The sequence below is a fragment of the bacterium genome, assembly GCA_016699045.1.
Classification (GTDB): Bacteria; Babelota; Babeliae; order Babelales; family RVW-14; genus AaIE-18.
In genome coordinates this window covers 220,112-233,571 of sequence record CP064957.1, presented here as the reverse complement: position 1 = coordinate 233,571, position 13,460 = coordinate 220,112, and the positions used below count along the sequence as shown (strand labels likewise).

General features: G+C 39.6%; 6 protein-coding genes. All 6 read left to right on the top strand.

The window, feature by feature from the left end; translation table 11 throughout:
- Nucleotides 1-4 precede the first annotated feature (4 nt).
- The 6 genes from IPF37_01020 to IPF37_00995 all read left to right on the top strand — a co-directional run bounded on the left by IPF37_01020 (nucleotide 5) and on the right by IPF37_00995 (nucleotide 13,453).
- Nucleotides 5-1,075 (top strand): hypothetical protein, encoded by a 1,071-nt coding sequence (locus IPF37_01020; GenBank protein QQR49414.1) that lies wholly within the window; start codon nucleotides 5-7, stop codon nucleotides 1,073-1,075.
- A 39-nt stretch (nucleotides 1,076-1,114) separates the two neighbouring features.
- Nucleotides 1,115-3,178: a hypothetical protein gene (locus IPF37_01015; GenBank protein ID QQR49413.1), complete on the top strand. Its 2,064-nt coding sequence runs from the start codon at nucleotides 1,115-1,117 to the stop codon at nucleotides 3,176-3,178.
- A 165-nt stretch (nucleotides 3,179-3,343) separates the two neighbouring features.
- On the top strand, nucleotides 3,344-7,318 hold the full coding sequence (locus IPF37_01010) for a hypothetical protein (protein QQR49412.1): 3,975 nt from the start codon (nucleotides 3,344-3,346) through the stop codon (nucleotides 7,316-7,318).
- Nucleotides 7,312-12,690, top strand: a complete 5,379-nt coding sequence (locus tag IPF37_01005; protein QQR49411.1) for a hypothetical protein — start codon at nucleotides 7,312-7,314, stop codon at nucleotides 12,688-12,690. Before IPF37_01010 ends, IPF37_01005 begins: the two co-directional genes overlap by 7 nt.
- On the top strand, nucleotides 12,687-12,998 hold the full coding sequence (locus IPF37_01000; GenBank protein ID QQR49410.1) for a hypothetical protein: 312 nt from the start codon (nucleotides 12,687-12,689) through the stop codon (nucleotides 12,996-12,998). The genes IPF37_01005 and IPF37_01000 overlap by 4 nt, the downstream gene beginning before the upstream one ends.
- Complete coding sequence (locus tag IPF37_00995; GenBank protein QQR49409.1) at nucleotides 12,995-13,453, top strand: hypothetical protein; 459 nt, start codon at nucleotides 12,995-12,997, stop codon at nucleotides 13,451-13,453. The genes IPF37_01000 and IPF37_00995 overlap by 4 nt, the downstream gene beginning before the upstream one ends.
- The last annotated feature ends 7 nt before the right edge of the window (nucleotides 13,454-13,460 follow it).

The window sequence follows — 13,460 nt, the reverse complement described above, 5'->3', positions numbered from 1 at the left end:
TATTATGAATAAAAGATTTGTTTATACAACACTATTACGTGCGCTTGTGATAGCAAGCGTTACGCTTGCTGATATGACCGCCCTGGTTGTGGGCTCCAATACGGTTGTTTCACGACAAAATGCTACAACATTTCCAGCAACAGATACTGATAATACTATGCTTGGTTTTGCGGTGTTTGAAAAAGGTTTTACATTGGGAAGTGTGACGACAACATGTACCTATAATTCTGTTTTTCCCGTTTCTGGGCCGGTGCGGTTGGCGGGTGGTACGTTATTTTTAAATAAAGATTTAAAATTTCAGAATGTTACCAGAATAGTGAGTAATGGTTCTATTTGGGGTAATGGAAAATACAGCGTCGATTTTTCTCCGACATTAACTACCCTAAAAATTTCAGAAGCAACCTCAACGCGGGCTTTGCGCTTTAGTCATACGCATGTGCTACTTAACGCCAATATTGAGCTAGTGTCGCCACTTGAAATGAGAGGTGGTTGTAAAATAACCGGCAATGGCTATACCATTAAAATAAGCAATGGTGGTTCGCTGTCAGTACGTGCTGGCAGTACGCTTTTATTGGACAATGTAACGCTGACCGGTGTTGGTTCAACTAATTTTACTTGTTTAACAAATAATGCAACCGTGACGTTTAGAGATTGTAGGATTTTGTTATCAAAAAATTGGACCTTTTCGCGCGGTTCAATGCTTTTTTTAAGTGATGTTATGTTTTCAGGAACGGTGCAATTTAATTATACAACGCCATTAACGAGTACTATTGCGTCTAGAGCTATGTGGTATTTTGATAAAGGGACAACGTTTAGTTATGCGCCGGCACGCGCTCGTAAAGATTTATTATTTATGGAAGATAGTTTGTCACTTTTATATTTGAATGGTGCTTCATTATTTTCAACCATGACCGGTATCAAACTTTCAACGGGAACGTTGGTTATTGATAATAATGTGACGTTTAGTACACAGGCGCGCAATACGGGAGAAGCCCCGATTTTGAGCAATAATTTGAGCGTTAATTTATTAAGTGGCGCCGTGTTTAATGTTTATGGCACGGTGCGTTATTCATAATTCATAATGATGAATAGCAGGGGGGGGAGAATAGTGTTTTTGTATAAGCAATTTGTTCTTGTACTATTTATATTATTTTTGCCTGCGTCATTAGCAAGTATTGTGTTTGGATCTGACGCAACGCCTTCGCGACAAGCGAGCATGGTGTCATTTCCTAATACCGATACTGATAATGAAATGCGTGGGTTTTCCATTTTTGAAAATGGATTTTTATTGCAAGATTATACTACGCGGTGTACTTACAATGCACTCTTTCCTGTTTCTAGCAATATTAATTTAAATCGAGGTTATTTATATTTAAAAGAAGATTTAAATTTTGAGAATACTTTAAATTTCATTTCGGTTGGTTTTATTGAAGGTAATAAGCGTTCAGTAAGCTTTTCAAAATCATTGCCAATGTTAACGGTGCCGACTAATGCTACGACAGCTGCTGCGCTCAATCCTTTGGCAACGGCCACCATGACGGCCGCTGCTACTTCGCTTGATTGGGCGCCAAGTACAAATTATTTGGTTGCTGGCGATGCAAATGGTTCAACGGATTTGGTTATTTATTATTGGGATGGGGCAACGTTAACGTCAACACAGTCTGTAGCGTGGTCTTCTGGTGATGTTCGAAGCCTTCGTTGGAATAATGCCTATCCTACTTATTTTGCTTTGGCAAAACAAAGGTCTACGGGAGCTGAATTTAGAGTCTATCGTTTTAGAGTTTATAATGGAACGTTGGCAGAAGTTGCCGGTGGGGTTAGCTTGGGCTCCCAGGATGGTCTTTCGGTTGCATGGCATCCCTCAGGCCTGCGCGTTGTTTTGGCTAATACCACCGCGGCAACACGCTTGCGTGTTTATTCTTTTACTGTTGCAACTGAAACATTAGCTCAGATATCAACGGTTACGCCAGCACAAAATCCTTCGCCTGATGCCCTGTGTTTTGCGCCCGGTGGTAATTATTTAGCGGTTGGCTTGGTAGCATCTGGTACAAATCCGACACTCATGATTTATAGTTTTAATGGAACATCGTTGACGCTCAGTACGAGCATCAATACGGGTGCTGCGGTAACGTCTTTGGACTGGTCGCCAACGGGGTCATATATTGCGGTTGGTATGAGTGGCACAACGGCTCGTTTAAGAGTTTATGAGCATGATGCAGGTGCTGCAACGATTAGAGAAATTAAAACTCCACGCGTTAGTCAGACAACAACGGTTAATGAGGTAGCGTGGAATAATGATGGGACAATGCTTGCCAGCGGTATATCCAATGGTGCAAGTTCACTGGTAAATTTGTATACGTTTAGTACGGCAACTGAATTATTATCGCTTTTTAATAGGGCTACGCAAACGTCTGCGCTGAATTGTTTACGTTGGTCTGCTGGCAATACCTACCTGGCAACCGGAAATCAGGCAGCAAGTGGGGTTGTTACAATTTATGGTGGCACAACAGATCCACTTATTTTTAGCAACACGGTTCTGTCTTTGGGAGCGTCGCTTAATATTTCCGGTACCTGGAAATTTAGGGGTAACTGTAAAATTGTGGGGCAAGGTAGTAGGTTGACTTTTAAACCTGCAAACAGTGGTATTGTTCTTTCGCCTGGGGCCAAAGTCATGTTTGATAATGTAGAATTATTTGGTGTGCAAAGAAACAATTTACAGTGCATGACTAACAATTCTACCATGACCTTTCAAAATAGTACGCTGGTGTTGACTAATGATTTTACGTTTTCAACCGGTTCTTTTTATATTAATTCTGATGTGTTGATTACCGGGGCCAAGAAATTTATCTATTCAAGCAAAGTAGGTAGCACCATTGGTTCCAGGGCTACGTTGTATTTCGATCAGGGCACTACGTTTAGTTACGCGCCGTTACGTCCGAGTAAAAATTTGTTATATATGCCAGACGCTTCGGCGGCGTTGTATCTTGATGGTGCTACCTTATTTTCAACGACAACGGGCCTGAGTTTGTCTAATGGAACGTTATATTTGGATAATGATATTACTTTGAGTACCCAAGCCCGTAATTCTGGAGAGGCAATGATTTTAAATAATAATTTAACTATTAATATTTTTAGTGATGCGGTTTTAGATGTTTATGGATTTATTCGCTATTCGTAAGAAAAATTTGCGGTAAATAAAGTGTTTTTTGAAATTAAAGTGAAATTGTTGACCTTGTTTTTAAGAGATCGATATAGTAATTGAAGTTATCTTTTTCACGAAGCTTCGGAAAAGGGGAGAGTAGTGGGTACGTTTTACTTACGTATTTTGACTTTTTTACTTATTTTGTCACACATATCAGAACCGCTTGTTGCGAATATAAATTTTTCTAGCAGATCTTCTACTTTCAGGATTAATACTGGTGGGCGCTTTCGCGTTGATACCGCCTTGACCGGATGGAATGGTACGCTTGACCAGCGTGGCAACGTCCTTGGCTCAACGGTTGGCTTTACCGATGGGATTTTAGAATCTCTCTACACGCCTGCTTATTTGCAAGGTACGTATGATGGTGATGCTACCCAGCAAATTGCGTTGAATGGTAGCAAAATTTTACGCGTGAATCCTGGACAATTTAATAATAAAATTTTGGTTAACAGCACTGGCAATCGCTTGGAAGGCCAGCCACTTTTTCCTGCTGACACAACCGCGGCGCCTAATATTACCTTGCTTAACAATCGAGCGGCACTGACTATTGCAATGCAGGGCAAGTTGAATAGTTTTATTGCGCTGAACAATGGGTCGGTAACGCTTGATGATGATCTTCATTTTACTGACGATAAAACTTTTTCTGGTTCAGGTACCGTCAATTTCAATAATAAACGAGTTACCTTTGGTGGTAGCGATTTTAATTATACGCATTCAGTTTATTGGAATGATGCAACTGACCTTATTTTGCATGGGCGTACTAATCTTTCAGGTCGATGGATTTTTGGTGCGTCAGGGACAGAAAAAGAAGCTCATTTGATTGGGAATGGTAATGTTCTTGACTTGGGAACGACCGGAACTTTGTGGGTTAAAGCGGGTGTAACGCTTTATTTAACCGACATTACGCTCAAGGGTTTGGGAAATGGTAAAGGTAGTATCGTTTTTGAAAATGATAGCTCACGAATTCGTCTTTCAGATTCTACCATTATTCTTTCAAATAATTATTCGGTGACGCAGGGTGGTTTTTATGTTGAAGGTAATACAAAAATTGTTACCGGCAACAATAAAATGTTTTTCTATCTTAATGGTACCATGACGGTCGATGGTGTAACGGCACTTTACGATACGCTTACTTTTAATGATAGTAAAAATATTGTTCCTGCGAATATTGGTGCTTCAACAGCAAATATTACCTTGCTCAATAATGGACAGATTCAAAATATGGTAGGGACGCTTGCTATTAACAATAGTAATGCATTGGTAAGTCTTCAAAGATTTGTGAGAACCGATAGTAATGCGCTAACAAGTCTGCAAACATTTGTGAGAACAGACAGTAATGCATTAATAAATCTTCAAAGATTTGTAAGGACAGGTAGCAACGCGTTGAGCGCGGTATTGCCATTAATTCGCACAACAAGTAATGCGGTTAATGCGCTTAATTTGACGAATTTAACAACATTACTTCGCACAACAAGTAACGCGTTTGTATACAATTTGAGAACAAGTAGCAATGCAATAAATAGTTTGGCAGTATTTGCACGGACAGGCAGTAATGCATTAATAAGTCTTCAAAGGTTTGTAAGAACCGATAGTAACGCGTTGACTGCTTTGTTGCCGCTGATAAAACAAAGCAGTAATGCGATCAATGGTCTTTATCCGTTAGTTAAGCAAAATAGTAGTGCGATAGTAAGTCTGAAAAATTTTGCAAGAACGGATAGTAACGCGTTGGCAAGCCTTGCAACGTTGGTAAGAACAAATAGCAATGCAGCAAATGCATCAAATGTGACAGTAACTACCTTGCTTCGAACGACAAGTAACGTGGTAAATGTGGTAACGCCGCTGGTTAAACAAAACAGCAGCGCAATCATTAGTTTGAAGAACTTTGCAAGAACGGACAGCAATGCGTTGGTAAGCCTTCAAAACTTTGTAAGAACGAGTAGCAACGCGTTGAACGTCAAGTGCAAAGACATTATGAATAATAGCAATGCGATAATAAATATAGAAAATCAAATAAGAACGAATAGCAACGCAGCAAATGCATCTAATGCGACGATAACAACCTTGCTTCGAACGACAAGCAACTTGGTAAATGTGGTAACGCCGCTGGTTAAACAAAACAGCAGCGCAATAATCAGTTTGAAGAACTTTGCAAGAACGGACAGCAATGCGTTGGTAAGCCTTCAAAACTTTGTAAGAACTGGTAGCAACGCATTGAACGTCAAGTGCGAACAAATTATGCAAAATAGCAACGCGATAATAAATATAGAAAATCAAATAAGAACGAATAGCAACGCAGCAAATGCATCGAATGCGGCGGTAACAACATTGCTTCGCACAACAAGCAACTTGGTAAATGTGGTAACGCCGCTGGTTAAAGAAAATAGCAGTGCAATTATTAGCTTGAAGAACTTTGCAAGAACGAGTAGCAACGCGTTGAACGTCAAGTGCAAAGACATTATGAATAATAGCAATGCGATTATAAACATAGAAAATCAAATAAGAACGAATAGCAACGCAGCAAATGCATCGAATGCTAGCCTGTCAGCCTTGGTAGCTCAAAATAGTAACGCCCTGGTTTATGGCATAACCAATAACTCAAGTGCGATTGTAAGTCTGAAGAACTTTGCAAGAACGGACAGTAATGCGTTGGTAAGCCTTCAAAACTTTGTAAGAACGAGTAGCAACGCGTTGAACGTCAAGTGCAAAGACATTATGAACAACAGCAATGCGATAATAAATATAGAAAATCAAATAAGAACAAATAGCAATGCAGCAAATGCTTCTAATGCGACAGTAACTACCTTGCTTCGAACGACAAGTAACGTGGTAAATGTGGTAACGCCGCTGGTTAAACAAAACAGCAGTGCAATTATTAGCTTGAAGAACTTTGCAAGAACGGACAGCAATGCGTTGGTAAGCCTTCAAAACTTTGTAAGAACGAGTAGCAACGCGTTGAACGTCAAGTGCAAAGACATTATGAATAATAGCAATGCGATTATAAACATAGAAAATCAAATAAGAACGAATAGCAACGCAGCAAATGCATCGAATGCGGCGGTAACAACATTGCTTCGCACAACAAGCAACTTGGTAAATGTGGTAACGCCGCTAGTTAAACAAAATAGCAGCGCAATAATCAGTTTGAAGAACTTTGCAAGAACGGACAGCAATGCGTTGGTAAGTCTTCAAAACTTAGTCAGAACCGATAGCAACGCATTGAACGTCAAGTGCAAAGACATTATGAATAATAGCAATGCGATTATAAACATAGAAAATCAAATAAGAACCAACAGTAACGCGGCAAATGCATCAAATGCGACAGTAACTACCTTGCTTCGAACGACAAGTAACTTGGTAAATGTGGTAACGCCGCTAGTTCAACAAAATAGCAGTGCAATTATTAGCTTGAAGAACTTTGCAAGAACGGACAGCAACGCGCTGGTAAGCCTTGCAAACTTAGTCAGAACCGATAGCAACGCATTGAACGTCAAGTGCAAAGACATTATGAATAATAGCAATGCGATTATAAACATAGAAAATCAAATAAGAACCAACAGTAACGCGGCAAATGCATCAAATGCGACAGTAACTACCTTGCTTCGAACGACAAGTAACTTGGTAAATGTGGTAACGCCGCTGGTTAAACAAAACAGCAGCGCAATCATTAGTTTGAAGAACTTTGTAAGAACGAGTAGCAACGCGTTGAATGTTAAGTGCGAACAAATTATGCAAAATAGCAATGCGATAATAAATATAGAAAATCAAATAAGAACCAATAGCAACGCAGTAAATGCTTCTAATGCGGCGGTAACAACATTGCTTCGCACAACAAGTAACGTGGTAAACGTGGTAACGCCGCTAGTTCAACAAAATAGCAGTGCAATTATTAGCTTGAAGAACTTTGCAAGAACGGACAGCAATGCGTTGATAAGTCTTCAAAACTTTGTAAGAACGAGTAGCAACGCGTTGAACGTCAAGTGCGAACAAATTATGAACAATAGCAATGCGATAATAAACATAGAAAATCAAATAAGAACCAATAGTAACGCAGCAAATGCTTCTAATGCGACAGTAACTACCTTGCTTCGCACAACAAGTAACGTGGTAACGTGGTAACGCCGCTAGTTAAACAAAATAGCAGCGCAATAATCAGTTTGAAGAACTTTGCAAGAACGGACAGCAATGCGTTGGTAAGTCTTCAAAACTTTGTAAGAACGAGTAGCAACGCGTTGAACGTCAAGTGCGAACAAATTATGCAAAATAGCAATGCGATAATAAACATAGAAAATCAAATAAGAACCAATAGTAACGCAGCAAATGCATCAAATGCGACAGTAACTACCTTGCTTCGAACGACAAGTAACTTGGTAAATGTGGTAACGCCGCTAGTTCAACAAAATAGCAGTGCAATTATTAGCTTGAAGAACTTTGCAAGAACGGACAGCAATGCGTTGATAAGTCTTCAAAACTTTGTAAGAACGAGTAGCAACGCGTTGAACGTCAAGTGCGAACAAATTATGAACAATAGCAATGCGATAATAAACATAGAAAATCAAATAAGAACCAATAGTAACGCAGCAAATGCTTCTAATGCGACAGTAACTACCTTGCTTCGCACAACAAGTAACGTGGTAAACGTGGTAACGCCGCTAGTTAAACAAAATAGCAGCGCAATAATCAGTTTGAAGAACTTTGCAAGAACGGACAGCAATGCGTTGGTAAGTCTTCAAAACTTTGTAAGAACGAGTAGCAACGCGTTGAACGTCAAGTGCGAACAAATTATGCAAAATAGCAATGCGATAATAAACATAGAAAATCAAATAAGAACCAATAGTAACGCAGCAAATGCATCAAATGCGACAGTAACTACCTTGCTTCGAACGACAAGTAACTTGGTAAATGTGGTAACGCCGCTAGTTCAACAAAATAGCAGTGCAATTATTAGCTTGAAGAACTTTGCAAGAACGGACAGCAACGCGCTGGTAAGCCTTGCAAACTTAGTCAGAACCGATAGCAACGCATTGAACGTCAAGTGCAAAGACATTATGAATAATAGCAATGCGATTATAAACATAGAAAATCAAATAAGAACCAACAGTAACGCGGCAAATGCATCAAATGCGACAGTAACTACCTTGCTTCGAACGACAAGTAACGTGGTAAATGTGGTAACGCCGCTGGTTAAACAAAACAGCAGCGCAATCATTAGTTTGAAGAACTTTGCAAGAACGGACAGTAACGCATTGGTAAGTCTTCAAAACTTTGTAAGAACGAGTAGCAACGCGTTGAATGTTAAGTGCGAACAAATTATGCAAAATAGCAATGCGATAATAAATATAGAAAATCAAATAAGAACCAATAGCAACGCAGTAAATGCTTCTAATGCGGCGGTAACAACATTGCTTCGCACAACAAGTAACGTGGTAAACGTGGTAACGCCGCTAGTTAAACAAAATAGCAGCGCAATAATCAGTTTGAAGAACTTTGCAAGAACGGACAGTAATGCGTTGGTAAGCCTTCAAAACTTTGTAAGAACGAGTAGCAACGCGTTGAACGTCAAGTGCAAAGACATTATGAATAATAGCAGCGCGATAATAAACATAGAAAATCAAATAAGAACGAATAGTAATGCAGTAAATGCTTCTAATGCGGCGGTAACAACATTGCTTCGCACAACAAGTAACGTGGTAAATGTGGTAACGCCGCTAGTTCAACAAAATAGCAACGCGATAATCAGTTTGAAGAACTTTGCAAGAACGGACAGCAACGCGCTGGTCAGCCTTCAAAATTTTGTAAGAACTGGTAGCAACGCATTGAACGTCAAGTGCGAACAAATTATGCAAAATAGCAATGCGATTATAAACATAGAAAATCAAATAAGAACCAATAGTAACGCAGCAAATGCATCAAATGTGACAGTAACTACCTTGCTTCGAACGACAAGTAACGTGGTAAATGTGGTAACGCCGCTGGTTAAACAAAACAGCAGCGCAATAATCAGTTTGAAGAACTTTGCAAGAACGGACAGTAATGCGTTGGTCAACTTGGCAAGCTTGGTAAGAACAACAAGTAATGCATTGGCCGGCGATATGAAGCTTTCAGTTCAAAATAGCAATGCGCTAGTGGTTAAATGCAAAGAAATTATGAATAACAGCAGTGCAATTATTAGCTTGAAGAACTTTGCAAGAACAGATAGTAACGCGTTGGTCAACTTGGCAAGCTTGGTAAGAACAACAAGTAATGCATTGGCCGGCGATATGAAGCTTTCAGTTCAAAATAGCAATGCGCTAGTGGTTAAATGCAAAGAAATTATGAATAACAGCAGTGCAATTATTAGCTTGAAGAACTTTGCAAGAACCGATAGTAATGCGTTGGTAAGCTTGGCAAACCTGGTCAGAGTGACCAGTAATGCTGTTACGAGTGGCTCGGCATCTTCAACATTGTCAATGCAAAATAGTAATGCGATTGTATATGGCTTGCGCACTAGCAGTAATGCACTGTTGGCTAAATGCCAAGAAATTATGAACAACAGCAATGCGATAATAAATATAGAAAATCAAATAAGAACGAATAGCAACGCAGTCAATGCATCAAATGCATCGATAACAACATTGTTACGAACAACAAGTAACGTGGTAAATGTCGTAACGCCGCTGGTAAAACAAAATAGCAGTGCAATTATTAGCTTGAAGAACTTTGCAAGAACGGACAGCAACGCGCTGGTCAACTTGGCAAGCCTGGTCAGAACGACGAGCAATGCATTAGCGGGCGATATGCAGCTATCAGTTCAAAATAGCAATGCGCTTGTAGTTAAATGCAAAGAAATTATGAATAACAGCAGTGCAATTATTAGCTTGAAGAACTTTGCAAGAACAGATAGTAACGCGTTGGTAAGTCTTCAAAACTTTGTGAGAACAGGCAGCAACGCATTGAACGTCAAGTGCCAACAAATTATGCACAACAGCAACGCAATTATAAATATCGAAAATCAAATTAGAACGAATAGCAACGCAGCCAATGCATCAAATGCATCGATAACAACATTGTTACGAACAACAAGTAACGTGGTAAATGTTGTGACGCCGCTGGTAAAACAAAACAGCAGTGCAATTATTAGCTTGAAGAACTTTGCAAGAACAGATAGTAACGCGTTGGTAAGTCTTCAAAACTTTGTGCGAACAGGTAGCAACGCATTGAACGTCAAGTGCCAACAAATTATGAACAACAGCAACGCAATAATAAATATAGAAAATCAAATTAGAACAAATAGTAACGCAGCTGCTGCATCGAATACGACAGTAACAACATTGCTTCGTACAACCAGTAACTTGATAAATGTGGTTACGCCGCTGGTAAAACAAAATAGCAGTGCAATTATTAGCTTGAAGAACTTTGCAAGAACGGACAGCAACGCGCTGGTCAACTTGGCAAGCCTGGTCAGAACGACGAGCAATGCATTAGCGGGCGATATGCAGCTATCAGTTCAAAATAGCAATGCGCTTGTAGTTAAATGCAAAGAAATTATGAATAACAGCAGTGCAATTATTAGCTTGAAGAACTTTGCAAGAACAGATAGTAACGCGTTGGTAAGTCTTCAAAACTTTGTGAGAACAGGCAGCAACGCATTGAACGTCAAGTGCCAACAAATTATGCACAACAGCAACGCAATTATAAATATCGAAAATCAAATTAGAACGAATAGCAACGCAGCCAATGCATCAAATGCATCGATAACAACATTGTTACGAACAACAAGTAACGTGGTAAATGTTGTGACGCCGCTGGTAAAACAAAACAGCAGTGCAATTATTAGCTTGAAGAACTTTGCAAGAACAGATAGTAACGCGTTGGTAAGTCTTCAAAACTTTGTGAGAACAGGCAGCAACGCATTGAACGTCAAGTGCCAACAAATTATGCACAACAGCAACGCAATTATAAATATCGAAAATCAAATTAGAACAAACAGTAACGCAGCTGCTGCATCAAATGCAATGGTAACAACATTGCTGCGCACAACAAGTAACGTGGTAAATGTCGTAACGCCGCTGGTTCAACAAAATAGCAGTGCAATCATCAGTTTGAAGAACTTTGCAAGAACAGATAGCAACGCGTTGGTAAGTCTTCAAAGCTTTGTACGAACAGGTAGCAACGCATTGAACGTCAAGTGCCAACAAATTATGCACAACAGCAACGCAATTATAAATATCGAAAATCAAATTAGAACAAACAGTAACGCAGCTGCTGCATCAAATGCAATGGTAACAACATTGCTGCGCACAACAAGTAACGTGGTAAACGTGGTAACGCCGCTAGTTAAACAAAATAGCAGCGCAATAATCAGTTTGAAGAACTTTGCAAGAACGGACAGTAATGCGTTGGTAAGCCTTCAAAACTTTGTAAGAACGAGTAGCAACGCGTTGAACGTCAAGTGCAAAGACATTATGAATAATAGCAGCGCGATAATAAACATAGAAAATCAAATAAGAACGAATAGTAATGCAGTAAATGCTTCTAATGCGGCGGTAACAACATTGCTTCGCACAACAAGTAACGTGGTAAATGTGGTAACGCCGCTAGTTCAACAAAATAGCAGCGCAATCATTAGTTTGAAGAACTTTGCAAGAACGGACAGTAACGCATTGGTAAGTCTTCAAAACTTTGTAAGAACGAGTAGCAACGCGTTGAATGTTAAGTGCGAACAAATTATGCAAAATAGCAATGCGATAATAAATATAGAAAATCAAATAAGAACCAATAGCAACGCAGTAAATGCTTCTAATGCGGCGGTAACAACATTGCTTCGCACAACAAGTAACGTGGTAAACGTGGTAACGCCGCTAGTTAAACAAAATAGCAGCGCAATAATCAGTTTGAAGAACTTTGCAAGAACGGACAGTAATGCGTTGGTAAGCCTTCAAAACTTTGTAAGAACGAGTAGCAACGCGTTGAACGTCAAGTGCAAAGACATTATGAATAATAGCAGCGCGATAATAAACATAGAAAATCAAATAAGAACGAATAGTAATGCAGTAAATGCTTCTAATGCGGCGGTAACAACATTGCTTCGCACAACAAGTAACGTGGTAAATGTGGTAACGCCGCTAGTTCAACAAAATAGCAACGCGATAATCAGTTTGAAGAACTTTGCAAGAACGGACAGCAACGCGCTGGTCAGCCTTCAAAATTTTGTAAGAACTGGTAGCAACGCATTGAACGTCAAGTGCGAACAAATTATGCAAAATAGCAATGCGATTATAAACATAGAAAATCAAATAAGAACCAATAGTAACGCAGCAAATGCATCAAATGTGACAGTAACTACCTTGCTTCGAACGACAAGTAACGTGGTAAATGTGGTAACGCCGCTGGTTAAACAAAACAGCAGCGCAATAATCAGTTTGAAGAACTTTGCAAGAACGGACAGTAATGCGTTGGTCAACTTGGCAAGCTTGGTAAGAACAACAAGTAATGCATTGGCCGGGATATGAAGCTTTCAGTTCAAAATAGCAATGCGCTAGTGGTTAAATGCAAAGAAATTATGAATAACAGCAGTGCAATTATTAGCTTGAAGAACTTTGCAAGAACAGATAGTAACGCGTTGGTCAACTTGGCAAGCTTGGTAAGAACAACAAGTAATGCATTGGCCGGCGATATGAAGCTTTCAGTTCAAAATAGCAATGCGCTAGTGGTTAAATGCAAAGAAATTATGAATAACAGCAGTGCAATTATTAGCTTGAAGAACTTTGCAAGAACCGATAGTAATGCGTTGGTAAGCTTGCAAACCTGGTCAGAGTGACCAGTAATGCTGTTACGAGTGGCTCGGCATCTTCAACATTGTCAATGCAAAATAGTAATGCGATTGTATATGGCTTGCGCACTAGCAGTAATGCACTGTTGGCTAAATGCCAAGAAATTATGAACAACAGCAATGCGATAATAAATATAGAAAATCAAATAAGAACGAATAGCAACGCAGTCAATGCATCAAATGCATCGATAACAACATTGTTACGAACAACAAGTAACGTGGTAAATGTCGTAACGCCGCTGGTAAAACAAAATAGCAGTGCAATTATTAGCTTGAAGAACTTTGCAAGAACGGACAGCAACGCGCTGGTCAACTTGGCAAGCCTGGTCAGAACGACGAGCAATGCATTAGCGGGCGATATGCAGCTATCAGTTCAAAATAGCAATACACTTGTAATTAAATGCAAAGAAATTATGAATAACAGCAGTGCAATTATTAGCTGAAGAACTT

Coding starts and splice junctions, on each gene's coding strand:
- IPF37_01020 (QQR49414.1), top strand. CDS start 5: ATGAATAAAAGATTTGTTTATACAACACTATTACGTGCGCTTGTGATA.
- IPF37_01000 (QQR49410.1), top strand. CDS start 12,687: ATGAAGCTTTCAGTTCAAAATAGCAATGCGCTAGTGGTTAAATGCAAA.